The organism is Micromonospora yongxingensis (assembly GCF_052601155.1).
The window spans coordinates 1-24,588 of sequence record NZ_JBQXEO010000019.1 but is presented as its reverse complement, the minus strand read 5'-3'; the positions used below and the strand labels follow the sequence as shown (position 1 = coordinate 24,588).

Annotated in this window: 22 protein-coding genes; 9 read left to right on the top strand and 13 right to left on the bottom strand. The window is 71.9% G+C overall.

Annotated elements, in window-relative coordinates:
- Positions 1-198: 198 nt before the first annotated feature.
- Positions 199-1,326, top strand: a complete 1,128-nt coding sequence (gene serC / locus ACTWLT_RS21805) for a phosphoserine transaminase (RefSeq protein ID WP_445319984.1) — start codon at positions 199-201, stop codon at positions 1,324-1,326.
- A gap of 185 nt (positions 1,327-1,511) precedes the next feature.
- A complete protein-coding gene (gene sepH, locus ACTWLT_RS21800; protein ID WP_445319983.1) occupies positions 1,512-2,594 on the top strand; it encodes a septation protein SepH in 1,083 nt (360 codons plus the stop codon).
- 105 nt (positions 2,595-2,699) lie between these two features.
- Here the strand turns inward: sepH and thpR are convergent, their stop codons facing one another.
- The 5 genes from thpR to ACTWLT_RS21775 all read right to left on the bottom strand — a co-directional run bounded on the left by thpR (position 2,700) and on the right by ACTWLT_RS21775 (position 7,335).
- Positions 2,700-3,278, bottom strand: coding sequence for an RNA 2',3'-cyclic phosphodiesterase (gene thpR / locus ACTWLT_RS21795; protein ID WP_445319982.1), 579 nt, complete (start codon positions 3,276-3,278; stop codon positions 2,700-2,702).
- 12 nt (positions 3,279-3,290) lie between these two features.
- The gene (locus ACTWLT_RS21790; protein WP_252416085.1) at positions 3,291-3,800 is read right to left on the bottom strand and encodes a hypothetical protein; all 510 of its coding nucleotides are present in this window, start codon (positions 3,798-3,800) and stop codon (positions 3,291-3,293) included.
- Between the two features lie 135 nt (positions 3,801-3,935).
- Positions 3,936-5,219, bottom strand: a complete 1,284-nt coding sequence (locus ACTWLT_RS21785; protein ID WP_252416086.1) for an MFS transporter — start codon at positions 5,217-5,219, stop codon at positions 3,936-3,938.
- Between the two features lie 71 nt (positions 5,220-5,290).
- Complete coding sequence (locus tag ACTWLT_RS21780) at positions 5,291-5,740, bottom strand: MarR family winged helix-turn-helix transcriptional regulator (protein WP_252416087.1); 450 nt, start codon at positions 5,738-5,740, stop codon at positions 5,291-5,293.
- A 116-nt stretch (positions 5,741-5,856) separates the two neighbouring features.
- Positions 5,857-7,335: an NCS2 family permease gene (locus ACTWLT_RS21775; protein WP_252416338.1), complete on the bottom strand. Its 1,479-nt coding sequence runs from the start codon at positions 7,333-7,335 to the stop codon at positions 5,857-5,859.
- Positions 7,336-7,424: 89 nt separating this feature from the next.
- On the opposite strand from ACTWLT_RS21775, the gene ACTWLT_RS21770 reads away from it, so the two are divergent.
- Positions 7,425-7,670, top strand: coding sequence for a DUF2530 domain-containing protein (locus ACTWLT_RS21770; protein WP_252416088.1), 246 nt, complete (start codon positions 7,425-7,427; stop codon positions 7,668-7,670).
- 36 nt (positions 7,671-7,706) lie between these two features.
- Here ACTWLT_RS21770 and ACTWLT_RS21765 read toward each other — a convergent pair whose 3' ends face one another.
- Positions 7,707-8,546: a DUF3027 domain-containing protein gene (locus tag ACTWLT_RS21765; RefSeq protein ID WP_252416089.1), complete on the bottom strand. Its 840-nt coding sequence runs from the start codon at positions 8,544-8,546 to the stop codon at positions 7,707-7,709.
- 87 nt (positions 8,547-8,633) lie between these two features.
- On the opposite strand from ACTWLT_RS21765, the gene ACTWLT_RS21760 reads away from it, so the two are divergent.
- Together ACTWLT_RS21760 and ACTWLT_RS21755 are read left to right on the top strand one after the other, a co-directional pair.
- Positions 8,634-10,235 carry an MFS transporter gene (locus tag ACTWLT_RS21760; RefSeq protein ID WP_252416090.1) on the top strand — a complete coding sequence of 534 codons (1,602 nt, stop codon included), beginning with the start codon at positions 8,634-8,636 and terminating at the stop codon, positions 10,233-10,235.
- Positions 10,232-10,882, top strand: coding sequence for a futalosine hydrolase (locus tag ACTWLT_RS21755; RefSeq protein WP_445319981.1), 651 nt, complete (start codon positions 10,232-10,234; stop codon positions 10,880-10,882). Before ACTWLT_RS21760 ends, ACTWLT_RS21755 begins: the two co-directional genes overlap by 4 nt.
- A gap of 47 nt (positions 10,883-10,929) precedes the next feature.
- Here the strand turns inward: ACTWLT_RS21755 and ACTWLT_RS21750 are convergent, their stop codons facing one another.
- Positions 10,930-11,850 carry a helix-turn-helix domain-containing protein gene (locus ACTWLT_RS21750; RefSeq protein ID WP_445319980.1) on the bottom strand — a complete coding sequence of 307 codons (921 nt, stop codon included), beginning with the start codon at positions 11,848-11,850 and terminating at the stop codon, positions 10,930-10,932.
- 652 nt (positions 11,851-12,502) lie between these two features.
- Here ACTWLT_RS21750 and ACTWLT_RS21745 point away from each other — a divergent pair.
- Positions 12,503-13,351, top strand: coding sequence for a 1,4-dihydroxy-6-naphtoate synthase (locus tag ACTWLT_RS21745; RefSeq protein WP_445320084.1), 849 nt, complete (start codon positions 12,503-12,505; stop codon positions 13,349-13,351).
- On the opposite strand, the gene ACTWLT_RS21740 is transcribed toward ACTWLT_RS21745, so the two are convergent.
- Entirely contained in the window at positions 13,312-13,698 is a 387-nt protein-coding gene (locus tag ACTWLT_RS21740) for a cold-shock protein (protein WP_252416093.1), read from the bottom strand. The genes ACTWLT_RS21745 and ACTWLT_RS21740 overlap by 40 nt on opposite strands.
- 28 nt (positions 13,699-13,726) lie before the next feature.
- Complete coding sequence (locus tag ACTWLT_RS21735; protein ID WP_445319979.1) at positions 13,727-14,350, bottom strand: HAD family hydrolase; 624 nt, start codon at positions 14,348-14,350, stop codon at positions 13,727-13,729.
- 83 nt (positions 14,351-14,433) lie between these two features.
- Here ACTWLT_RS21735 and ACTWLT_RS21730 point away from each other — a divergent pair, with 83 nt between their 5' ends.
- Positions 14,434-16,920 carry a helicase-associated domain-containing protein gene (locus ACTWLT_RS21730; RefSeq protein WP_252416095.1) on the top strand — a complete coding sequence of 829 codons (2,487 nt, stop codon included), beginning with the start codon at positions 14,434-14,436 and terminating at the stop codon, positions 16,918-16,920.
- Positions 16,921-16,953: 33 nt separating this feature from the next.
- Here ACTWLT_RS21730 and ACTWLT_RS21725 read toward each other — a convergent pair whose 3' ends face one another.
- On the bottom strand, positions 16,954-17,190 hold the full coding sequence (locus ACTWLT_RS21725; RefSeq protein ID WP_445319978.1) for a hypothetical protein: 237 nt from the start codon (positions 17,188-17,190) through the stop codon (positions 16,954-16,956).
- Between the two features lie 95 nt (positions 17,191-17,285).
- The gene (locus ACTWLT_RS21720; RefSeq protein WP_445319977.1) at positions 17,286-18,188 is read right to left on the bottom strand and encodes a L,D-transpeptidase family protein; all 903 of its coding nucleotides are present in this window, start codon (positions 18,186-18,188) and stop codon (positions 17,286-17,288) included.
- Positions 18,189-18,361: 173 nt separating this feature from the next.
- Here ACTWLT_RS21720 and ACTWLT_RS21715 point away from each other — a divergent pair, with 173 nt between their 5' ends.
- Positions 18,362-20,041, top strand: a complete 1,680-nt coding sequence (locus ACTWLT_RS21715; protein WP_445319976.1) for a DNA repair helicase XPB — start codon at positions 18,362-18,364, stop codon at positions 20,039-20,041.
- A gap of 64 nt (positions 20,042-20,105) precedes the next feature.
- Here ACTWLT_RS21715 and ACTWLT_RS21710 read toward each other — a convergent pair whose 3' ends face one another.
- The gene (locus tag ACTWLT_RS21710; protein ID WP_445319975.1) at positions 20,106-22,976 is read right to left on the bottom strand and encodes a hypothetical protein; all 2,871 of its coding nucleotides are present in this window, start codon (positions 22,974-22,976) and stop codon (positions 20,106-20,108) included.
- A 414-nt stretch (positions 22,977-23,390) separates the two neighbouring features.
- Here ACTWLT_RS21710 and ACTWLT_RS21705 point away from each other — a divergent pair, with 414 nt between their 5' ends.
- Positions 23,391-23,693, top strand: coding sequence for a hypothetical protein (locus tag ACTWLT_RS21705; protein WP_445319974.1), 303 nt, complete (start codon positions 23,391-23,393; stop codon positions 23,691-23,693).
- A 17-nt stretch (positions 23,694-23,710) separates the two neighbouring features.
- On the opposite strand, the gene ACTWLT_RS21700 is transcribed toward ACTWLT_RS21705, so the two are convergent.
- Positions 23,711-24,394, bottom strand: a complete 684-nt coding sequence (locus tag ACTWLT_RS21700; RefSeq protein ID WP_445319973.1) for a hypothetical protein — start codon at positions 24,392-24,394, stop codon at positions 23,711-23,713.
- Between the last annotated feature and the right edge of the window lie 194 nt (positions 24,395-24,588).

Genomic DNA, 24,588 nt, shown 5'->3' with positions numbered 1-24,588 from the left:
GCACCCCGATGTGGCGAACGACTCAGGCCGGCCGGCGGGACCCCCACATCCGCCGCCGGCCCAGGGTGCGAGGATGAGGGCCGGCAGTGTCGCCGGATCACCGGTACGGATACCGGCCCGCGTGCGCGCCCACCGTCGGTCCGCACCGGGCCCCCTGACCGGGCCCGCCCTCGCCCATGCGGAAGGACCTTCAGAACCGTGGCTGACGCACCGACCATCCGGATTCCCGACGAGATCAAGCCCGCCGACGGACGCTTCGGCTGCGGCCCGTCCAAGGTCCGCCCGGCGGCCGTGTCCGCCCTCGCCGAGGTGGCCACCAGCTACCTGGGCACCTCCCACCGGCAGAAGACGGTCCGCGACCAGGTGGCCCGCCTGCGCGCCGGCATCGCCGAGTTCTTCTCGCTGCCCGAGGGCTACGAGGTGGTGATCGGCAACGGTGGCACCACCGCGTTCTGGGAGGTCGCCACCTTCGGCCTGATCCGGGACCGGGCGCAGTTCGCCAGCTTCGGGGAGTTCGGCGCCAAGTTCGCCAAGTCGGTCAAGGACGCCCCGTTCCTGGGTGAGCCGACCGTCCGCAAGTCGGACGCGGGCAGCGCGCCCGCCCTGGTCGCCGAGGCCGGCGTGGACGTCTACGCGACGCCGCAGAACGAGACCTCGACCGGCGTCGCCGTGCCGATCAGCCGGGTGGCCGGGGCCGACGAGGGCTCCCTCCTGTTGGTCGACGCCACCTCCGGCGCCGGTGGCCTGGAGGTCAACGTCGGCGAGACCGACGTCTACTACTTCGCGCCGCAGAAGTGCTTCGGCTCCGACGGCGGCCTCTGGCTGGCCCTGATGTCGCCGGCCGCGCTGGACCGGGCCGCCGAGATCAAGGCGTCCGGGCGGTACATCCCGGCCTTCCTCGACCTGGTCACCGCGATCGACAACTCGCGGCTGGAGCAGACGTACAACACCCCGGCGCTGGCCACCATCTTCCTGGCCGCCGAGCAGACCGACTGGATGAACGCGCAGGGCGGCCTGTCCTGGGCCGCGAAGCGCACCGCGGAGAGCGCCGCGACGGTGTACGGCTGGGCGGAGCGGTCCACGGTGGCCAGCCCGTTCGTGACCGACCCGGCGCTGCGGTCCAACGTGGTCGCCACGATCGACTTCGTCGACGGGGTGGACGCCACCGCGATCGCCAGGGCGCTGCGCGCCAACGGCATCGTGGACACGGAGCCGTACCGCAAGCTCGGTCGCAACCAGTTGCGGGTGGCGCTCTTCCCGGCCATCGAGCCGGCCGACGTCGAGGCCCTGACGGCGTCCATCGACTACGTGGTCGAACGACTCTGAAGATCGTCACGGACGGTGTTCGTCGGGGCCCCGACGGACACCGACCGTGATCATCGTTGCAGCTCAGTCGCGACATGCGGGGTGTCGCTTCCCCCACCCCGAAGCAGATGCGCGTACGGTGGTCCGAGACGCCTGGGTGGCCGACTCGTGGCGTGCGGCCAGCGAAGCGGGACGGAGGCAACGCAATGCGCCCAGTACGCTTCGTCGCCCTCTCCGAGGACGGCCATGCTCTGGTTCTCGCCGACGAGGTGGGGCGACTGCTCGCCCTGCCGATCGACGACCGGATCGCCGGCGCGTTGCACGCCGAGCCGGGTGCCCCGCCGCTCGCGGTGGCGCCGGCCGCCGCCGACCCGATCCCCTCACTGTCCCCTCGGGACATCCAGGCCCGCATCCGCTCCGGTGAGTCCGCCGAGGACGTCGCCCGGATCGCCGGGGTGCCGGTCGACCGTGTGCTGCGCTACGCCGGCCCGGTCCTCCAGGAGCGGGCGATGCTCGCCCAGCACGCCCGCCGCACCCGGCTCAAGGGTGCGGAGAAGCCCACCCCGCTCGCCGAGGTGGTCAACGGCCGGCTGAGCCAGCACGGCATCGACACCGAGAAGATCTCCTGGGACGCGTACCGCCGCGACGACGGCACCTGGCGGATCATCGCCACCTGGCCGTCCGGCAAGGCCACCGCGCAGGCGATCTGGGATCTCGACAAGACCCGCCAGGCCGTCACCCCGCACGACGACATGGCGCAGTACCTGTGCGCCGAGCGGCCCACGCCGATCCTCGGTCAGGAGCCGGCGCCGGAGCGGGGCGGGCACGCCCTGCCCGGTCCGTCGCGGGGCGAGCCGAGCCGCGGTGGGCACGGGCTGCCGGCGGCGTCCGAGCACCCACGCCCCGGCCGGGACCCTATCCGGGCCGGCAGGGACGCGCTGCTCGCCTCGCTGGACCGCCCGCTCGGGGCCTCGTCGGGTCGCGGCCTGGAGCCGCGTAGCCCGGCTGCCCTTGCCGGTTCGGACGCGCCCCGGCAGCGCCCGGTCGGCGGTGGCGCGGCGGCCCTGCTCGGCGGCGGCCAGGGGTCGGCCTTCGACGACGACTCGGACGCGCCCAAGGAGGTGCCGGCCGTGCCGTCGCTGGCGGTGCTGCGGCCCCGCCGGACCGGTGCCGCGGCGGCCGCGGCCGGCGGCGAGTCCACCGATGCCAACGGCAAGCCGCGCAAGCGGCTGCCGAGCTGGGACGACGTGCTCTTCGGCAGCGGTCCGGCCGCGCGCGAGTCCTCCTGACGCTTCGCGTTGACGGGTGGCGGTTCGCCACCCGTCGGCGCGAGGCACGCGAAGTGAACCTGCGGCAGTGTGGGGTTTAGCGCGAAACTCCACCCGCTGAGCGAGTCAGAGTGGCCAGGCGGCGAGGCGGTCGTACCGGGGCTGAGGGCCGAGGTGACTGCGCACCAGCAGCAGTTCGGTCGCCGGCCACGATGGACCCTGGTAGGCGTCCAGGGTGGCCTGGTCGGCCTCGACGTCGGCCGGGTCCACCCGATCGCCGGGCCGCGCCACGGTCAGGTGCGGGCGGAACGGCTTGTCGTCGTGCGGCACCCGGGCGTGCCGCAGCCGGGACCGGATCAGCCGGGCCAGCATGTGCAGCAACTCGACCTCTCCCCGGAGATCGACCCAGAGCACGGTGAAGCGGCCCCGGCCGAACCGGCCGCCCCCGCCGAGGCTCAGTCGCGGCGAGGCGTCCCGGCCCTCTCGGAACCACTCGGCGGCCAGCCCGAGCGCGCTCTCCACCTCGACCAGCCGGGCAGTCTCGACCTCACCGAGAAAGGCCAGGGTGAGGTGCAACTGGGCCGGGTCGGCGAGCCGGACGTTCGTGCCGGCGGCGGCCGCCGCGCCGACCCGCAGCCGGGCGACCTGCACGCCAAGGTGGGTCACCGCCTCGATGGGCGGGTAGACCGCCACGAAGAGCCGCAAGCGTCGTGCCGCTCAGTGGTGCCGTTGCCGGTGCCCGGCCCGCGCCGCCGGCAGGGCCAGCCCGGCCGCGTGCAGCACACCCTCCACCCGTACCCGCTCGATCTCCTGGTCGACGCCGGTCAACTCGCCGAGGTGCTCGGTGATACCGAGGGCGCGGCAGGCCAGCCGCAGCCGGTCGTCGTACGCCTGGAGCACCGCGCCGTGCCAGACCATCGACCGGCCGGTGCCGCCGATCCGCTGGCCGCCGAGGCGGCGCAGGTCGGCGGCGAGCTGTTCGAGAGGGCGCCGGTCGGTGCGGTCGAAATCGCTGAGGTCGATGTCCCGGGTCAGGGCGTCGGCCTCGATGGCGCGGTCCAGACGGGCGATGGTGCGTCTTTCCCGCCGGCGCTCACGCCACTCGGACCAGCCGCAGACCACCCGGTCCAGGATCTCGTCGGCGCAGAAGAGCAGGGCGAAGGCCGCCGGCAGACTGGCCACGGCGAGGAACGCCAGGGCCAGCATCAGCGCGCGTCCGACACCCACGTATCGACGCTAAGCCCCGTCGTGCCGCCCCGCCACCGAATTGGCCGCATCCGCGCCATCCGCTCAACGGGACGCCCGCCGGTGGGGGTGCGGCGGCCCCCCGCCCCGGAAGGGCGAGGGGCCGGTTCAGCGGTCTCAGCAGTCGGTGGAGGTCACGTAGAAGCGGGGCATCGGCAGCACCCGGAAGCGCAGCCGGGCACCGGAGCGGCGCAGCTGCCAGGTGAGCGCGATCAGCGCGGTCGCCAGCGAGATCAGCCCGCCCATCCAGATGCTGGCGCCGGCACCGAAGTGCTCCGCGACCCAGCCGATCAGTGGCGCGCCGACCGGGTTGGTACCCAGGAACACCAACACCCACAGGGCCATCACGCGCCCCCGGAAGGCCGCGTCCACACCCAACTGGACCCGCTGGTTGGCGGCCTGCGCGAAGAACACCATGAAGAAGCCGGTGGGCACCAGCAGGGTCACGACCAGCCAGTACGTCGACGCGAAGCCGACCAGGGTGCCGAAACTGGCGCAGGCGATCGCGGCACCGAGCACCAGCCACACCGACGGCCGGCTGCGCCGACCGGTGCCGCTGAGCGCGCCGCCCAGCGCGCCGACCGCCAGCGCGGTGCTGAACAGGCCGAACGAGGCGGCGCCGGTGTGGAAGACCGTCTTGGCGAGCGCTGCCAGGGTGAGCTGGAAGTTGAACAGCGACATGCCGATCACCGACATCACCGCCATCGGCAGCAGCAGGTCCGGGCGGCGCCACACGTACCGCAGCCCGTCGACCACCCGGGCCGATGCCCGCTCGTCGCGGGGCAGCAGGGCGTCGCGGTGCAGCTCTGCCGTGCGCATCCGGACCACGTTGACCAGGGGCGCGACCGAGCTGAGCGCGGTGAAGAGGAAGACCGGCCCCACGTCGAAGGCCGCGATGGCCAGACCGGCGACGGCCGGGCCGACGATCCGGGCGGAGTTGAACACGGCCGCGTTGAGCGACAGCGCGTTGGGCAGCAGTGGCGTGCCGACCAGCTCGGAGACGAACGCCTGGCGGACCGGGGTCTCCACGGCGTTGGCCGTGCCGAGCAGCGCGGCGAAGGCGAAGACGTGCCAGAGCTGCACCAGGTCGGTGAGGACCAGCAGGGACATACCGAGTGCCAGCACGGTCCAGAAGGCGTTGGCGGCGAAGAGCAGCACCCGCTTGTCGTACCGGTCGGCGAGGCGGCCGGAGAGCAGGGTGAGCAGCAGCACCGGGGTGAACTGCAGCGCGGTGACCACGCCGAGCGCGGTGGCCGAGTTGTCGGAGAGCTCGAGGACGAGCCAGTCCTGGGCGATGAACATCATCCAGACGCCGATCAGTTTGATCAGCTGCCCGGATGCGAAGAGCCGGTAGTTGCGGACCTGCAGGGACTGGAACATCGTGCTCAACTTGGCCTGCACTCTTGGTGCGCCTCCTCCGGACGTACGCGTCATCGACACGTGACGGCACGGCCCGGTGGCGCGGGCGCGGCTCAGGCGCGAGCGAGCTGCTGGAGAATCTCGGCGGCCCTGTGCAGGGTCTCCCGTTGGTCCTCGTCGAGCGCGGCCAGCCGGTGGGCCAGCCACTCATCGCGGGCCCGCTCGAACTGGTCGAGCACGGCCTGCCCTCCTTCGGTAGCCGCGAGGATGACCTGCCGACCGTCGGTCGGATGGGGTGTGCGCTGCACGAGGCCGCGCTCCTCCAACTTCGCGACGATCTTGGTCATCGTCGGCGGCTGCACCCGCTCCACGTCGGCCAGTTCCCGGGGCGTCAGCGCGCCCGCCAGCCGCAGGCTGGTGAGCGCGGAGACCTGGGTGACCGTGAGGTCGCCGACCGGTCGGGCCTGGCGGACCCGCCGGTTGAGTCGGGTGATCGCATCACGCAACTGGGGAGCCAGTTGCGCCGGTGGCACGCGTTCCGCCGTCACCGTCCGCTCCGTCACGATAGTTAGCTTAACTAATGAGCCTGGCTAACGACATCGGTTATGACCAGGCTCACGAGGAGGTTTGTGCTGGTCCGGGCGGGGAATCCGATTCGGTCTCCCCGCCCGGACGTGCATCAGAGCACCAGAGACTCGATCGGCCCGCGCAGGAAGTACAGCACGAACAGCGCGGCCACCCCGTACAGCAGCGGGTGGACCTCCCGGGCCTTACCCCGCGCCAGCTTGACCACCACGAAGGTGATCAGACCCGCGCCGATCCCGTTGGAGATCGAGTAGGTGAACGGCATCAGCACGATGGTGAGGAACGCCGGGATGGCGATCTCGTAGTCGGACCAGTCGATCGTCCGCACCGCGGTCATCATCAGGAAGCCGACCACCACCAGCGCCGTCGAGGCCGCCTCGAACGGCACGACCACCACCAGCGGCGCCAGGAACATCGCCAGCAGGAAGAGCACACCGGTGACCAGGTTGGCCGCACCGGTCCGGGCACCCTCCGCGACACCGGCGGCGCTCTCGATGTACGACGTGTTGCTGGAGGTGCTGGCCGCACCGCCGGCCGCGGCGGCGATCGAGTCGACCAGAAGGATCTCCTTGGCCTTCGGCGGAGTGCCCTTCTCGTCGAGCAGGCCGCCCTCCTGGCCGACCGCCACCATCGTGCCCATGGTGTCGAAGAAGTCCGTGATCAGCAGGGTGAAGACGAACATCAGCACGACCAGCCAACCGGCCCGGCCCCACGAGTCGAGCACGTTGAACTTGCCGAGCAGCGACAGGTCCGGCAGGTCCACCACCGTCTTCGGCAGCTCCGGCACGTTCAGCGCCCAGCCCTTCGGGTTGGGCTTGCCGTCGACGAACGACGGGCCGATGTTGGCGACCGCCTCCACGATCACCGCCAGCACCGTCGAGGCGAGGATCCCGATCAGGATCGCGCCCTTCACCCGACGGACCACCAGCACCAGCGTGAGCAGCAGACCCACCACGAAGACCAGCAGCGGCCAGCTCACCAGCTTGCCGCCGATGCCCAGGCTGACCGGGACGGTGGTGTTCTGGACGTCCGGGACGCGCCGGACGAAGCCGGCGTCCACCAGGCCGATGATGGTCAGGAAGAGACCGATGCCGACGCCGATCGCGGTCTTCATCTGGGTCGGCACCGAGCGGAACACGGCGGTCCGCAGGCCGGTGAGCACCAGCACCGCGATGATCACGCCTTCGATCACCACCAGACCCATGGCGTCGGCCCAGGTCATCTCGGGGGCGATCTCGTACGCCACCAGCGCGTTGACGCCCAGACCGGCGGCGAGCGCCAACGGGAACCGGCCGACCACACCCATCAGGATGGTCATCAGGCCGGCGACCAGCGCGGTCGCCGCGGCCAGCGCGGGGATGGGAAGGGTCTTGCCGTCACCGTCGACGGCACCGCCCAGGATCAGCGGGTTCAACACCACGATGTACGCCATCGTGAAGAAGGTCGCCAGGCCACCACGTACCTCACGGCTCAACGTCGAGCCGCGGGCGGAGATCTCGAAGAACCGGTCGAAGCCGTTACGTGGGTGAGCGGGGTCGGGTGGTGTGCCGTTCTCGGGCGGCGCTACTGCCATCAGGTCCTCGCAGGTGATCTTCCGGTTGTCGCGCGCATCGTCCCAGATCACCGGTGGGCAGGGGAAGTGGATCGCGTACGCTTGCCCCCGTGCCGAACGAGCAGCCCCCGCGGCCCGCACCGCTGGACCCGCCGATGGTGCCGTTCGCCGTCGCCGGGCTGATCGCGTGGGCGGTGGCCGGGCTGGTCCTGCTGATCTTCTTCCGTGGCTGGCTCACCGACCACGATCACGAGAACTGGCTGTGGACCTGCCTCGCCGGTTTCCTCTGGGGCTTCCCCGGCCTCGCCGTGATGATGCGGCACGACGCCAACCGACGCCGCCGCCGCGCGAGCTGACCCGGACGGCCGCGCCCGGACAGCCGGGGCGGAAGGTCAGGGGTGCCCGTACGGCTCCGCCGGCTCGGCGGCCTCCACCGAGCCCGGGGCGCGGCTGACCGACATGGCCTCCACCGCGCTGTCGTCGTACACCGTCGGCAACTCCTCGACGGCGGTCTCGGCCGCCTCGATCAGCGTCTCGGAGTGGGCGCCGCAACCGTGGTCGGCACTCACCACCCGGCCGTCGTCGGGGGCGTAGAAGTTGCCACACGCGCCGAAGGCCTGCCGCATGGCGCCGGCCAGCGGCAGGTAGAACCCGCAGGTGCCGCAGCGGGCGGCGGCCGGAGCGGCGGCGGAGATGGCCGCGGTGGGGCCGTGGTCGCCGTCGTACCAGCGCTGCGCCGCCTCGGCGCGACCCTCCCGGGAGAGCACCCGCGCTCGGCCGAGACCCAGCTCCCAGGCCGTCTCCTCGACCGCCGGGTCGTCGGAGAGCAGGTAGCCGGGGGCGAGCCGGTCGTCGTCGGGCGGGGTCGGCAGCAGGTCGCCCGGGCCGAGGTCGCCCGGCTTGAGCCGCTCCTGCCAGGGCAGCCAGCCGGGCGCGAGCAGCGCGTCCGGGCCGGGCAGCAGCACCGTCTCGCAGATGGTCACCGTGCGGCTGCGCGGCACCCGGGTGACGGTGACCGCCCACCGCCAGCCCCGGTAGCCGGCGAGACGACATTCGAAGTAGTGGGTGACCAGCCGATCGCCCTCAGCCACGACCTGCAGGTGGTCGCCGACATCGTCGGCGTCCACCTCGGTGATGCCAGCGCGGGCCACCTCGACGGCGGCGGCGCAGACCTGGTCGAGACGGGCGGCGCGGGTGGAGGCGGGCCTGGTCACCTCACCATTGTTCCCCATGCTCCCCGCAGAGGTGACAGGGACTCCCGGGGAAGCTTTCGCGCAGTGGTGCGGCGTAGCCGGATCAGATGGGCGAGGATGGTGCACATGCCGTCGTACTCCCGCTCCGGGCGTTCCGTCCTCGGGCGGACCGTCGGCACCGGCATCCGCGCCATCCGGCTGCTGTTGCGTGGCTCGATGGGCGGCGGCCGTTGGATGACCCGCAGTGCCGGCCGGGCGCGGGCCCGGGGCGCCGGCGGCGAGGTCGGCATGGTCCGCCTGTTCGACCTGCACGCCCTCTCCTGCGCCGGCGACACCCTGATCGCCATCGGCCTGGCCGGGACGATCTTCTTCAACGTGCCGCTGGGCGAGGCCCGCAGCAAGGTCGCGCTCTACCTGCTGGTGACCATGGTGCCGTTCGCGATGCTCGCCCCCGTGGTGGGCCCGCTGCTGGACCACTTCCGGCACGGCCGGCGGTACGCGCTGGCCGCCACCATGCTCGGCCGCGCGTTCCTGGCCTGGTTGATCTCCGACTACATCCACGGCTTCGGGCTCTATCCGGCCGCTTTCGGGGTGCTCGCGCTGTCCCGGGCGTACGGCGTGGCCCGGTCGGCGGCCGTGCCCCGACTGCTGCCCGAAGGGCTGGGCCTCTCCCAGGTGGGTGCCCGGGCCAGCGTCTACGGCACGGTGGCGGGCGCACTGGTGGCGCCGATCGGGCTGGCGGCGTTCTGGTTCGGGCCGCAGTGGCCGCTGCGGGTCGCGTCGGTGATCTTCCTGGTCGGAATGGTGATCTCGCTGCGCCTGCCACCGAAGGCCGACTCCGAGCCACCGGAGCGGGTCCCCCGGGCGCTGCGCGCGCTGGGCCGACGCCGCGGGGACCGGCCGCTGGGCCGGGGCCGCCCCGCGGGCCGGCTGGTGATCGCCACCCTGATCGGTGCCGCGACGCTGCGGGCGGTGTACGGCTTCCTGCTGCTCTTCCTCGCCTTCGCGATCAAAAAGGGCGACCTGACGACCGTCGTGTTCGGCCGGGACCTGGGTGCCGAGTGGGCGCTGGGCCTGGTCGGCGGCGCGCTGGCGGTCGGCAGCTTCCTGGCCACCGCCGTCGGCACCCGCCTGCGCATCCACCGGCCGGCCACCATCCAGTCCAGCAGCATGGTCATCGTGGCCGGGGTGGCCGTGCTCGCCGTCATCCAGTTCTCGCTGCCGATGGTGGCCCTGCTCTGCCTGGTCAGCGCGCTGGCCAGCGGCGTGGCCAAGCTGGCCGTGGACGCCTCGATCCAGGAGCGCATCCCGGAGCGGCTGCGGGCCAGTTCCTTCGCCCACTCCGAGACGGCGCTGATGCTCGCCTTCGTCGCCGGCGGCGGGCTCGGGCTGGTCCCGTTCGACGGCCGCATGGGCATCGCGGTCGCCGCCGGGGCGGGCGTACTGGCGGCCACCCGGGGTGTGCTGGTCGCCGCCCGGCTGCGCGGGGAGAAGCTGGCCGGCAGGCCGCTGGGTGACGACGAGTTGGCCGAAGACGAGGCGGCCGACGAGGCGGCCGACCCGACGCCCACCTCGCCGGCGCCCAGCCAGGCCGGCTCACCGCACTACGACGACCCGGGGCTCGCCCCACCGGGCTACCACATCTACCGTCCCTCGTCCGCGGTCGGTGGGCCGGGTGGCGGCGCGGACGACGACACCCGCCGGGAGTCCCCCGGCTCCCTCTCGTGACCGGTCTGCTGGTGGTGACGGCGGTGCCCGCGGAGGCGGACGCGATCCGGGCCGGGTTGACCGACGCCACCGTGACGGTGGCTCCGGTCGGCGTGGGCCCGGCCGTGGCCGGTGCCGCCACCGCACGGCTGCTGGCGCTGGCCGAGGCGGCCGGCCGCCCGTACCGCGCGGTGGTCAGCGCCGGCGTGGCCGGCGGCTTCGCCGGTCAGGCCGCCGTCGGCGACACCGTGGTCGGCACCGCCAGCATCGCCGCCGACCTGGGCGCCGAGTCACCGGACGGCTTCATCCCGATCGACGAGCTGGGCATGCCGCCCGCGCTGCTCGGCGGAGGCAGCGTCGTGCCGGCTGACCCACGGTTGGTGGCGACGCTGCGGGCCGCCCTACCGCGGGCCACGAGCGGCCCGGTGCTCACGGTCAGCACGGTCACCGGCACCGCCGCCAGCACCGAGGCGCTGCGCCGGCGGCATCCGGAGGCGGTCGCCGAAGCCATGGAGGGGTACGGCGTGGCGGTGGCCGCGGCGCAGGCCGGGGTGCCCTTCGCCGAGCTGCGCACCATCTCCAACCCCATCGGCCCCCGCGACCGGGACGCCTGGCGGCTGCGCGAGGCCCTGACCGCCCTGACCACGGCCGCCTCGGCGCTGCGCTGACACCAGTCGCCGCCTCGACGCGGCGCTGGTGTCGACCCGGCGGGCACTCAGCCGTACCGCCGCCGGCCCGAACTCAGCCGTAGCGCCGCCGGCCGGCGTGCCTCGATCTCGAACCCGCAGGCGAGCAGCAACTCGATGCCGAAGTTCTCGGCGAGCGCAGCCGCCTCGTCGATCCCCTCCTGGCGCATCTCCGTGACGAGTGCCGTCACGAGCCGACGCCCGAGCCCCAACCGCCGGTACCGTGCGGCGACGAGCACTCCGTCGAGGACCATCTCCCGCTCCGGCTCGCCCGGGTACCACTCCCCGTGATCGAGGTGCGGGCTGCGCTCGTGGGCCCGCACCTCACCGACCAGCTCACCGTCGGGCAGCTCGACGACGAACCGCCAGCACGTACCCGGCAGATCACCGCCGGTGACCCGCCGTACCCGGGCCGTCCGGCGCACCTCGGCACCCCAGCGACGGTTGTCCCGGTACCGCCGGTTCAGCTCGTACGCGGCCGGCGGCAACGGGAGCGGATACCGTTCGGGTGGCAGCCGGTACCACTCCGCCCACCAGGCACCCGGCCAGTCCCGGGGCTCGTGGACCGGCCAGACGTCCAGGTGAGCCGGGTACCGTCGTCCTGCCTCGTCCCGCATGTCGTCGTGCGGAACCGGCGCCGCGGCCGCGGTCCGCGGTGACACACCGATTGCCACTTCCCCACCCGCTGCCCGGACCAGCCGCTCCACGGTTCGGAACCTGGGATCGACCGCTCGCCCCGACTCGATTCGGGCGAGTGTCGCCTGCGGTACCCCGGATTTCTCGGCCAGTTGCCGCTGACTCAGGTCGGCCCGGCGGCGGAGTGCCCGAAGCACCCTGCCGAGATCGGCCCCGCCACTCTCGTCGGTGAGGTCGGTGAGGTCGGTGAGGTCGGCGACGCCGTCCATCTCCGGCGCACCGGTCTGCTCCGTGCCGTAGGTCGCTTCGGTCACAGGCCGATGCTCCAGCCCAGCCGTCGAGCTATCAACACCCTCGCTGGAGCTGTGGATAACCCTGTGGACAGGCCCGGGCCGGTAGACGACCCGCTCCGCACAGTCCCTTTGGAGCTGAATCGTTTACGACATCACCCGGAATACGACGATCAGCCGGCACATTGACGAGCGCCCGGAACCCCGACGATCAGCCGGGGACACCGACGAGCGCCCGGAACCCCGACGATCAGCCGGCACATTGACGAGCGCCCGGAACCCCGACGATCAGCCGGGACACCGACGATCGGCCCGGAACATTGACGCGCCACGGTCCCGCTCGCTGAATCGTTTGCGACATCAGCTCCAAAGGGAGTCCGGGGTGGTCACGCAACGCCGATGAAGGGGCACCGTGCAGGGCCCGCTGGGAGCGGCGTTTGCTGGACCGTGATGCCGGGTCGCGATGGTGACCGCTCGAGCAATCGCGCCGGCCGCTTCTAGCAGGCGCGCCCGCCGCGAGCAGCGCGCCGGACCGGTCGGCTTACGGCGGGACGAAGGCCCCGCGGGTGGTCGTAAGCGTTCGTGGGCGTTCGCTGGCGCGTCCGGGCGCTCGGGTCCGGGTCACAGTCGGTGGGTGAGCGCGAGTGCCGGGCGGGGGCGGGGCTACCGTGGGGACGTGGCGCTCTCCCTGGCGATCTCGCCCTGCCCCAACGACACGTTCGTCTTCCACGCCCTGGTGCACGGTCGCGTGCCCGGCGCGCCCCCGGTCGAGGTGACGTACGCCGACGTGGACGTCACCAACACGGCCGCCGAGCGAGGTGCGTTCGACCTGGTGAAGGTGAGCTTCGCGGCGCTGCCCTGGCTGCTCGACGACTACCATCTGCTGCCGTGCGGCGGCGCGCTCGGGCGCGGCTGCGGGCCCCTGGTGTTGACCAGGGGCGACCGCACCGGCGGGCCGGACCGCACCGACCTGACCGGGGCAACGGTGGCGGTGCCGGGCGACCGCACGACCGCCTACCTGCTGTTCCGGCTCTGGTCGGCGGGGCGGCCGCCCGCCCGGATCGAGGTGGTCCCGTTCCACGAGATCATGCCCGGCGTCGCAGCCGGCCGTTACGACGCTGGGCTGGTCATCCACGAGGCCCGGTTCACCTACCACCGGCACGGCCTGACCGCGCTGGTCGACCTCGGCGAGTGGTGGGAGGCCGACACCGGCCTACCCATCCCCCTCGGTGCGATCCTGGGCCGGAAAGGCGCGGTGGACCCGGAGGCGGCGGCCGGCTGGGTCCGCGAGTCGGTCCGGCAGGCCTGGGCGGACCCGGCCGCCAGCCGGGAGTACGTGCTCGCGCACGCCCAGGAGATGGAACTGGACGTCGTCGACCGGCACATCGGTCTCTACGTCAACGAGTTCACCGCCGACCTGGGCGAGGCCGGGTTCGCAGCGGTCACGGCCCTGCTCGACCGGGCCGCCGACGCCGGGCTGGTGCCTCAGACCTCCAGCTCGCGCGCCACCGCGTGGACCAGCTGAGCGATCTTCTGCGCGGCCTTCTTGTCCGGGTACCGGCCACGGCGCAGATCCGGTTGGACCTTCGCCTCCAACACCTTGATCATGTCTTCGACGAGGCCGTGCAGCTCCTCGGCCGGCCGCCGGCGCAGCTCCGCCATCGACGGCGGCGCGTCCAACAGCTTGACGCCCATGGCCTGCGCGCCCCGGCGGCTGTCCACCACGCTGAAGTCGACCCGCTGGCCACCCTTGAGTTCGGTGACACCCGCCGGCAACGCGCCCTTGGGCAGGAACACGTCGCCGCCCTCGTCACTGGTGACGAAGCCGTATCCCTTGGCCGTGTCGTACCACTTCACTCGACCCGTAGGCACCTGAGATCCCCTGCTTCACTTGAGCCGTCTACTGCTCCAAGGCTAGCTGGATCATGCCGTCGAGCGCCGCTGGGAATCCGGTGAGATCGTCCAGCACCACGTCCGCCCCGGCCGCGAGCAGCTCGTCCGCGGAGCAAGGGCCGGTCGCGACGCCGATCCCGGGCACCCCGGCCACCTCCGCCGCCACCATGTCCGCCACGTGGTCCCCCACGTAGTGGGTGGCCTCGTGCTCCCGCAGGGCGGTCGCCTTCTCCTCGGCGAACAGGTCGCCGGCCAACTCGTCGACGACCAGGCCGAGGTGGTCCAGGTGCAGGCGGGCCAGTCGCCCGATCTTGGAAGTGACGACCAACACCCGGCCACCCCGGGCCCGGATGGCCTCGATCGCCTCCCGGGCGCCGGGCAGCGGAATGGTGGGGGTGATCGCGTACGCCGGGTACAGCTCGCGGTAGACCTGCACGGCGGACTCGACCTCCTCCGGCGGGAACCAGTGCGCGATCTCGGTGCGCAGCGGCGGGCCGAGCCGGGACACCGCCAGGTCCGCGTCCACCGGCACCCCGGTCCTCGCCGTCAGCGCCCGGTAGGCCGCCGCGATGCCGGGGCGGGAGTCGACCAGGGTCATGTCGAGATCGAATCCGACGGTCAGTGCGGGCATGTCGAGAAACGTACCCGGGGACTCCGGCCGGGCGGACGTCCGAGGGGCGCGACGGGCCGATGCCGGGCTAGCGTGGGAAGACGATGACCACCTCACTCGCCGACCACCTGCGGTCGCTGCCCGACGAGTCGCTGGCCGCCCTCCTCCAGTTGCGGCCCGACCTCGTCGTGCCCGTGCCGGCCGACATCTCCGCCCTGGCCATCCGCGCCCAGTCCCGGGTCTCGGTGGCCCGCGCGCTGGACGGGCTGGACCAGTTCACCCTCCAGATCCTCGACGCCGCCCGACTCACCCGGGACCCGGACGAGGGCACCACGGCCACCGAGGCCGTACTCGCCATGGCGACCGCCGGGCCCCGCCCACCGGCGCCGACGGCCATCCGGGCCGCCGTCGGCCGGCTGCGCGCGCTCTTCCTGCTGTACGGCCCGGAGCACGCGCTCCAGGTCGTGCCCGCCGTCGACGAGGTCTCCCCGTACCCCGCCGGGCTCGGCCACCCCGCCGCGGAGCTGGACCCGCGCACGGCCGCGCTCTGCGCGGACCCGGCGAAACTGCGTCGGACGCTGCTCGCCGCACCCCCCTCGGCCCGGGCGATCCTGGACCGGTTGGCGGCCGGGCCGCCAGTGGGCAGCGTGCCCCCGGGCGCGTTGCAGGCCCCGCCGGTCGGCGCGGAGGACCCCGTGCTCTCGGACCCGACCAACGGCGGTGCACCCGCCGGGTCCCCGGTGCGCTGGCTGGTCGACAACCGGCTGCTCGTCCCCGTGTCGAACGGCTCGTCGACGGCCAGCGGCACGGTGGAGCTACCCCGCGAGGTCGGCCTGCTGCTGCGCCGCGACAGCGGCCCGCTCGGGCCGCTGCGCACCAGCCCGCCGCCGGTGGCCGCCGCACCTCGCGAGGCGAAGGCCGTCGACTCGGCCGGAGCCGGGCAGACCATGGAGGTGGTGCGGCAGACCGAGGGGCTGCTGGAGCAGCTCGCCGCCGAGCCCGCACCGGTGCTGCGCTCGGGCGGCATCGGCGTCCGCGACCTGCGCCGGCTGGCCCGCACGGCCGGGTTGGACGAGCCGAACACCGCGTTGCTGCTGGAGGTCGCGTACGCGGCGGGGCTCGCCGGCGAGCTGGAGATGCCCGGCGCGACCACCACCCGGTACGGGGCGGACCAACAGGTGTTGCCGACCGGCGGGTACGAGGTGTGGCGTGCCGCCTCCCTGGCCCAGCGCTGGGAGCAGCTGGCCCGCGCATGGCTGACGATGAGCCGGCAGGTGGGGCTGGTCGGCCGTCGTGACGACCGGGACCGGCCGATCACCGCGCTCTCGGCCGAGGCCGAACGGGCCGGCGCGCCGGCCACCCGGCGGGCGGTGCTCGGCGTACTCGCCGATCTGGAGCCGGCGACCGCGCCCACCCCCGAGGAGGTGCAGGACCTGCTGGACTGGCGGGCGCCGCGACGCAGCCGGGGTCGGGAGGCCGCCCACCGGGAGGTGCTGGCCGAGGCGGCGCAGCTCGGCGTCACGGGTCTGGGGGCGCTCACCTCGTACGGGCGGCTGCTGCTGGCCGACCTGACTTCTGCCGACGAGCGGGGCGGCGACGACCCGCTGGGGTTGCACGCGGACGTCGAGAGCGGCGATCCGTCGGGTGCGGCTCGGGCGCTGGACGCGCTGCTGCCCGCCCCGGTCGACCACTTCCTGGTGCAGGCCGACCTGACCGTGGTGGTGCCCGGGCCGCCCGAGCCGGCGCTCGCCGTCGAGTTGGAGGCGATGACCGAACCGGAGTCGGCCGGCGGGGCCAGCGTGCACCGGGTCACCACGGCGAGCGTGCGGCGCGCGTTGGACGCCGGCTACTCGGCCGACGACCTGCACGAGCTGTTCCGGCGACGGTCCCGTACACCGGTGCCGCAGGGCCTGAGCTACCTGATCGACGACGTGGCCCGCAAGCACGGCGGGCTACGGGTCGGCTCGGCCGGGGCGTACCTGCGCAGCGACGACGAGGCGCTGCTCACGGAGGTGCTGGCCGACCGGCGGTTGGAGTCGCTGACGCTGCGCCGGCTCGCGCCGACGGTGCTGAGCACCCCGTACCAGGTGGGTCGACTGCTGGGCGCTCTGCGCGACGCCGGGTACGCCCCGGTGCCCGAGGACTCCAGCGGCAGCACCGTGCTGTCCCGGCCACGGGTCCGGCGAGCGCCGGCCCGGGTGCCGATGACCACCCGGACGCTGGACCCGCTGGCCGTCCAGAAGCTGCCCATGCCGAAGCTGTTGGGTGTGGTGGAACAGATCCGTCGGGGTGAGGCGGCGGCGCGGGCGGCCCGACGGGCACCGGCGGTGGTGCGTGGCGGCGCGGCGGGGCTGGGCGGCGGCCCGGTGCCGGCGCACACCCACAGCGAGGCGCTGGCCGTGCTCCAGCAGGCGGTCCGCGACCGGGCGCTGGTCTGGGTGGGGTATGTCGACGCGCACGGGGCGACCGCGTCGCGGCTGGTCAAGCCGGTCTCGATCGGCGCCGGCTACCTGCGGGCCGAGGACGAGCGGACCGAGATGCTGCACACCTTCGCTCTGCACCGGATCACCGCGGCGGTGCTGGCGGACTGACCGTGGACGTCGCCGGCCGCCGCGGAGGGCCGGTCAGCGGCGGCTGCGGCGTACGGTGCCGACGACCGAGATGATCAGCAGCAGTGCGAAGCCGGCGCCGGCGGACTCCCCCACCGAGTCGACGAAGCCCTGCCGCAGCACGAGCCAGCCGAAGAGGAACCACGCGACGAGGAGTGCCGCCGCGACGGCGTACGCGACAACGGTCGCGCGGGAAACCTCGTCGGGTGATGCCTGCTCGTGTACTTCGATCACGTCACGGTCGACCGTCATACCCAGCCTCCCCGCCCGGTCCGGTCCTGGACTCCCAGGGTGACACTCGCAGGACCGGTCGGACAGGGGGTTATCCCCGCGTTTCGCGGGGTGGCTCAGGTGCCGGGACGGCGGCCGATCAGCACCACCCGGGTGCCCACCTTCCCCAACTCCCACATCCGGACGGCGTCGGCGTGCAGCAGGTTGACGCATCCGTGCGAGCCGATCGACTTCTCGTGCAGGTAGGTGGTGGTCTCGTGGAAGCCCATCCCCTGGGTGAAGTGCTGCCAGTACGGCAGCCACACCTCGTACGGGTCGGACCACTCCTTGGGGTTGCGGTAGTTGACGGTGTACGTGCCGGCGGGGGTGCGGTAGCCGGACATTCCGGTCCGGGTCACCGTCGGCGCCATGATCACCTTGCCGTCGCGGACCGCCCAGACGGTCTGCCGGGTCAGGTCCACGCAGAACGTGGTGCCCTTGCCGGTCTTACAGCGCGCCGGATCTGTGGTGGCGAGCCGCTGGGCCACGTCGTGGGTGGTCGGCCCGGCGCGCCCCTCGACGGGGCGGATGCCGTACCGGCGCTGGAACTTCTTGATGGCGGCGCAGTCGGCGGCGGACTGGCGGCCGTCCACGGTCACCGACCCGAACCCGCCCAACCGGGCCAGGTAGGTCTCCACCGCGCGCTGGTGCTCGCCCTGCGGGCAGCCGGCGGCCGGTGCGACGGTGCTGGTGGTCGGCTTCGGCGTGGCGCTCCGGGTAGGTTTCGGCGTGGCGCTGGCCGTCGGTTTCGGCGTGGCGCTCCGGGTCGGCTTCGGCGTCGACGCGGTCGGCGTGGGCCGGCCGCGCTGGTCCGGCCCGGACGTGCCGCTCGCCCCCGTTGTCTGTTCCGCCGCACCCGCAGGGGCGGCTCCCCCGCCGCCACCCCCGCCGGCCTGCGGATCGAACGCGCACGCACCGGCGCCGACCAGCGTGACCACCATCAGGGCGACGAGCCGGGAAGTGATCCGGACATGCTTCATGGTGCCTCCCCTGGACAGTCGTCCCTTTCCTAGACGTTCGTGAGTGCCATCTCGGTTGCGCCCGGTGAGCATCTTTCTTCCGACATCCCGCACCGTGCAACACTGGATGGTCGGCCGGCGGCGGGTAAGCAGACGCCACGACCGGACGGCCAACCGGAGGAGAGGACGCTGGCGTGAGCGGTGGACCACTGATCGTTCAGTCGGACAAGACCCTGCTGCTGGAGATCGACCACCCGGACGCGCAGGCCTGCCGAATGGCGATCGCGCCCTTCGCCGAGCTGGAGCGCTCTCCCGAGCACGTGCACACCTACCGGCTGACCCCGCTCGGGCTGTGGAACGCCCGTGCCGCGGGGCACGACGCCGAGGGCGTGGTCGACTCCCTGATCAAGTACTCGCGCTACCCGGTGCCGCACGCGTTGCTGGTGGACGTGGCCGACACGATGGACCGCTACGGCCGACTTCAGCTCGCCAACGACCCGGCGTACGGCCTGGTGCTGCGGGCGCTCGACCGGCTGGTGCTGATCGAGGTGGCCAAGAGCAAGAAGCTCGCCGGGATGCTCGGCGACAAGATCGACGACGACACCATCCGGGTGCACCCGTCCGAGCGGGGCCGACTCAAGCAGGCGCTGCTGAAGCTGGGCTGGCCGGCGGAGGACCTGGCCGGCTACGTCGACGGTGAGGCGCACCCGATCGAGCTGGCCGAGGCCGGCAAGGACGGCCGCAAGCCGTGGACGCTGCGGTCGTACCAGCGGGAGGCCGTGGAGGCGTTCTGGGCCGGCGGGTCGGGCGTCGTGGTGCTGCCCTGCGGCGCCGGCAAGACCCTGGTGGGCGCGGCGGCGATGGCCGAGGCGAAGGCGACCACGCTGATCCTGGTCACCAACACGGTGGCTGGTCGGCAGTGGAAGCGGGAGTTGATCGCGCGCACCTCGCTGACCGAGGAGGAGATCGGGGAGTACTCGGGCGACCGCAAGGAGATCCGGCCGGTCACCATCGCCACGTACCAGGTGCTCACCTCGCGGCGCGGCGGCGCGTTCACCCACCTGGACCTGTTCGGGGCGCGCGACTGGGGCCTGGTCGTCTACGACGAGGTCCACCTGCTGCCCGCGCCGATCTTCCGGTTCACCGCGGATCTCCAGGCCCGACGCCGGCTCGGCCTCACGGCCACTCTGGTCCGCGAGGACGGCCGGGAGGGCGACGTGTTCAGCCTGATCGGCCCGAAGCGGTACGACGCGCCGTGGAAGGACATCGAGTCGCAGGGCTGGATCGCCCCGGCCGAGTGCACCGAGGTCCGGGTGACGCTGACCGACGCGGAACGCATGTCGTACGCGACGGCGGAGGCCGAGGAGCGCTACCGGATGGCGGCCACCGCGCGCACCAAGCTGCCGGTGGTGAAGGCACTGGTCGAGCGGCACCCCGAGGACCAGGTGCTGGTGATCGGCGCCTACATCGACCAGTTGCACCAGCTCGGCGAATACCTGGATGCCCCGATCATCCAGGGCTCGACGACGAACAAGGAGCGGGAACGGCTCTTCGACGCGTTCCGGTCCGGGGAGATCCGCACGCTGGTCATCTCCAAGGTCGGCAACTTCTCCATCGACCTGCCCGAGGCGGCGGTGGCGATCCAGGTGTCGGGGACGTTCGGCTCCCGGCAGGAGGAGGCGCAGCGGCTGGGCCGGGTGCTGCGCCCGAAGGCCGACGGTCGGCAGGCGCACTTCTACACGGTGGTCTCCCGGGACACGATCGACACCGAGTACGCCGCGCACCGGCAGCGCTTCCTGGCCGAGCAGGGTTACGCGTACACGATCATCGACGCCGACGACGTCCTCGGCCCGAAGCTGCCCAGCGTGGACTGAAGCTGACGCTGCTCGACGCGGTGGGCCGTCCGATCCGGGACGGCCCACCGCGTCATCGCCCGGGTCAGGAGAAGTTGACCAGGAAGTAGTAGTTCGTCGTGTCGGTCCATGCCCCGTCGGCCGTACGCCCGCGCACCCTCATGGTGTGCGAGCTGGCCGATGTCGGCGCGTAGCTCACGGTGGCGACTCCGGCGGCATTCGCCGCCACCGTCGCCGGCTGCCCGTCGTCGACCGTGTACTCGAACTCCACCACGCCCGGACTGCCCTGGGTGAAGGTGAAGTCACCCGGTACGCCCACGCCACCGGCCCACTGGTTGTTGTCCGGGTAGGTGCTCGACGACACCAGCGGCGCCGTGCCGACCAGGAACGGGTAGTCCGTCTGTGGCGTGTACTCGCCCGCCCCGGTCCGACCCCGCACCGAGAACACGTTCGCGCCGTTGCGATCCATGGTCACCGAGATGTCGGTCACCAGCGCGTCGGGAGTCTTCGGCACGCTCTGCCAGGCGCCGCCGTTGAGCTGGTACTCGAAGGTCGTCACCTCGCCGATTTCGGTGTAGACGCCGAACCCACCGATCGCGCCGATCCCGCCCCGAGGGGTGTACTCGTCGTAGGCGCTGTTCACGTTCACGCGCGGGTCGCGTACGCGGAAGAAGTACCGCCGTTCCGCGCTGACCGTGCCATCGGCCGCCCGGCTGGTGACCGTCAGCAGGGTGTACCCGGGATGGGTCGGGGTGACCTCGATCGTGGCCCTACCGTCCGTTCCGGCGGCCACGACCTGCTCCTCGCCGCTGTACTCCAGCACGTAGCGGTACTCCACCACGTCGGAGCGGCCAGGGTTGAAGGTGACCCGACCGGTCTGGCCTGGCTGGCCGGCGGAGTCGCTCTCGGGGTAGTCGCTGGAGGTCACCACCGGTGCGTCGCTGACCTCGAACGTGTACGTCCGTGTCGGCGAGAAGGTCCCGTCGAGGAAGCGCGTACGCACGGTCAACGTGTTCCTGCCGGAGTGGTCAGGGGCGAGCGTCACCCGAGCCCAGCTGTACTCCGGGTCGATGGTCTGCTCGGGCCCGTCGTTGAGCCGGTAGAGGTAGGCGTCCACGTCCGGCATCGCGGTGTCAAAGTTGAACTCACCGGGGATGCCCACGCCGCCCCACACGCCGCCCTCGTAGTACGTGCTGGAGTAGACGGTCGGCTTGATGTCGATGACATTGAACTGATACTGCACGACCTCCGAGACGGTGCCGTCGGCGCTGATGCTGCGCACGTTCAGCACGTACCAGTTCGGCTCCGTCGGCGTCCAGCGCAGCACCGCGGTGCCGTCCGCTGCCGCGTCGACGCGTTGCATCCCGTCGTAGAGGAACCCGTACTCGTACGCCACCACCCCGACTCGGCCCGGCCGGAAGGTGAAGCTGCCGGGACGGTCCACCACACCGTCGTGGTCCGGGAAGGCGAAGTCGGTCGACTCCACGAACGGGGTGTCACGGACCGACAGGTCCTCGGTGTGTGCGCCGACGAACTCGGTGCCGGCGTAGCTGCGCACCTGGAGCTTGATGACACCAGCCTGCGTGAACACCACGGGGACGTCGGTTGTGCCGTCGGCCTTCGCCGGGACCCTGACCTCGTCGCCGTCGCCGATCCGGTAGCCGAACTCCGTGACCCCCTCGACATTGGTCGAGATCGCCAGTTGGCTCGGCAGGCCGACACCACCCATCGTCACCCGCACCTGCGGTGCCGTGGATTTCACCAGGAACCGGTACTCGGTCACCTCCGAGGAGTTCGACGCGCTGTCCACACTGCGGACGCTCAGGTACTCGACGAACGAGGTCGGAGTGTATTCAAGGGTGACGTCCGCGCCGGGTGCGGGCGCGGGGAGGTAGTTGTACGTCTCGCCGAAGCGCCCCCAGTAGTAGCCGACCACGTCCGGCGTGCCGTTGGCCTTGAAGGTGAACGTCCCCGGTACTCCCGAACCACCGTGCGACTCACCGTCATCCGGGTACTTGGCCGAGGTGACCACGGGTGCGGCCGGCCGCTGCCCGTCCACCTTCACGTAGCACGGCTTGGCCCACGGCGAGTAGTCGTGACCGTCGTAGGCGCGGGCGGTCCAGGCAACCACTGTTCCGTGCGGGTACTGCCCCATCTCCCAGGCGACCTTGGAGAGATGGCCTCCGTAACTCGATCCGAACCGTTCGGAACGCTGGTCCTTCTGGCCGACCGGCCAGGCCGCGAACTGTCCGTTGTAGTTCGCATCGTTGCTGTTCGCATCCGCGCCCCGGACCATGAAGGTGTAGCTGCGCGCCCCCACCGGCTGCGGGTTGTCCTTGGTGCCGCAGGACCACGACGGAAACTCGAGCCCAATCTGCGCCACCGTCGGTGCGTGGTTGGCCTCGCTGCGGATAGCCGGGAACGGGCGGAGCTTACGGCCGTGGGAGAGGTTGCCCTCGTGGACCTGCGGCACGCGGATTTCGACGGTGAGAGTCTGTTGGTCCTGATTCGCCAGCTTCTGCAAGGCGGGCATGATGTCCCAGACCAGATAGCCGGGGCAGGTGGCTTCGCCGCCGGCCTGGACGGTGCCGAGCAGCTCACGTCGGCGCGGCGTTGCCTGCCAGCTCGTGGTCGCCTTGATCGGATCGGTGCGCCAGAGCTCGACCGGCTGGGCCGATGCGCAGTCAGCGGCCGATCGCTCCGCGATGACCAGGTCCGCCTTGTGGATGACGGCTTTACGGAAGCGCGAGATGTCGAAGGTGAAGTAGGACCGGGATTTGTGCTTGTTTCCGGCCTCGTCCGCCCAGGCGCCGATTGGCGCGTCACCGGAAGGGTTGACGAACGACTGTTTCGGAAGGTGAGAGTCGGTGTACGCCCAGCCGGACCTAGTTACGTCCCACTGCTCGTAGGCCTGTGCAGGCGTGGCGGTGACGCTGACGAGCCCCGCACCGAGCACGATCCCGAGTGATGCGGCCAGTAATCTTCGTGCGCGCGCGATCAATGTGTCCCCCCGTTGACGATGGCGTACGTCGCCATGGCGGGGCCGAGCATATCGAGGTGCGGCAACGCGCCGTGTACCCGTTTTCACGTCGTCTCCGACGATGACCCGGCCCAGGTCAAGGGATGAAAGCCGTGCCTCTGCCCGGCTCAGATCTTTGGTGTCAATTGGCCCTTATGAAGTGGTCGGCCCGTTGGGTTTCCGGCGATCTGAGTGACCAGGAGATCGAGGCGCTCCTCTTCACCCTGCCCTAGCAGCGTCGCCACCGCGCGGTGGACCAGGCGGTGCGAGACGCACGGGGTAGGACCACGGGCTTCGGCTGACTAGTATCGATCCGATCACCCGCCCGGTGTACACGCAGGAGGCAGAGCCGTGATTGTGCTGTCGCGCTTCACGCATCTGCTGTTCGGGCCGATGTTCGTCTTCGCAGGCGGCCTGCTCATCTGGCTGCGTGAGCCCGTCGGGCTCGTCGTCTTCGGGGTGGTGCTCCTCCTCGTCGGCCTGTACAGCCTGTGGCAGTCGTATCTGGGCTTCAAAGCTGGCCTACCGTGGTTCGAACCGGAGACGACGGACCCCCTGGCGAAGGGTTCCTGTCGACGATGTGCAGGTAGTGGCTGGGTTCGTGGCCGCGTCAACGGTGAACGCTGCTCCTGCGTACAAAAGATCGATTTCTAGACCGCGAGGTCGACCGGTCACGAGGTTGGCGGTGGGCACCGGTCGGGGAGCGTGACCTCGCCCGGCCGGTGCTCGAACGTGGTCATGGTGAACCACTCGTCCAGCTCCGGGTCGAAGAGGTTCTGCAGGCCGAACTGCAACACCTGCCACCACCGGCTCGGGTCCCGCTGGTCGACGTAGATGTCACCGAGCGCGATCGGGAACCGGAAGAACTCGCCCGGCACGGTGGACCCCCCGACGACACCGACCCGCCAGTGGTCGACGTGCCGATCCTTCTCACCCTGGAGGATCTCCCGTCCCACGAAGCGCGCGGTCTTCAGCTTGTCGTTGAAGATCTGGCGGTTGAAGAACCCGGGGATCTTGCTGCACGCGCGTGGCGGGTAGAGCGGGATGTTCGGCCACCTGTAGGTGAGCGTGTAGAGCGTGTTCTCGTAGATCAGGTTCGTGAACCAGATCGGATGCTCCGGGCCACCGGCGATCATCTGGCTGTTGCCGTCGCGGCCCTGCCAGGAGAACGGCACGTCGATGCCGAGGTCCCGCACGATGTACCGGCCGGTGCCCTGGAAGTCGGCGGGAAGCAGCGGCGGGCGCGGCTCGCGCGCTTCGGGGGCCACCGAACCGTCGGCCTGGGCGGCGCGGGGCAGCGGCGCCGCCGCCGGACCGGGCGCGATCACCCCGAGGGCGAACAGTGCGCCGGCCACGGCCGACACCACCATCCGACGTGTACGCCTCGACGCCACCATTGCCCTCCGCCGGGTGTGAGAATGCCACCTGCCTTCGGCGCAGCGTATGAGCAGGCAAAACGTGAGAGATGACGGAACGCGTCGGCTCCACCGGACGGGTGAGGCGACGCGGGGGAGGGGAGGGAGGAGAAAAAACGCCGGAGAGACCCGCA

Coding starts and splice junctions, on each gene's coding strand:
- ACTWLT_RS21735 (WP_445319979.1), bottom strand. CDS start 14,350: ATGCCCGCACTGACCGTCGGATTCGATCTCGACATGACCCTGGTCGAC.
- ACTWLT_RS21730 (WP_252416095.1), top strand. CDS start 14,434: ATGACCACCTCACTCGCCGACCACCTGCGGTCGCTGCCCGACGAGTCG.
- ACTWLT_RS21725 (WP_445319978.1), bottom strand. CDS start 17,190: ATGACGGTCGACCGTGACGTGATCGAAGTACACGAGCAGGCATCACCC.
- sepH (WP_445319983.1), top strand. CDS start 1,512: ATGCGCCCAGTACGCTTCGTCGCCCTCTCCGAGGACGGCCATGCTCTG.
- ACTWLT_RS21720 (WP_445319977.1), bottom strand. CDS start 18,188: ATGAAGCATGTCCGGATCACTTCCCGGCTCGTCGCCCTGATGGTGGTC.
- ACTWLT_RS21760 (WP_252416090.1), top strand. CDS start 8,634: ATGCCGTCGTACTCCCGCTCCGGGCGTTCCGTCCTCGGGCGGACCGTC.
- ACTWLT_RS21775 (WP_252416338.1), bottom strand. CDS start 7,335: ATGGCAGTAGCGCCGCCCGAGAACGGCACACCACCCGACCCCGCTCAC.
- ACTWLT_RS21765 (WP_252416089.1), bottom strand. CDS start 8,546: ATGGGGAACAATGGTGAGGTGACCAGGCCCGCCTCCACCCGCGCCGCC.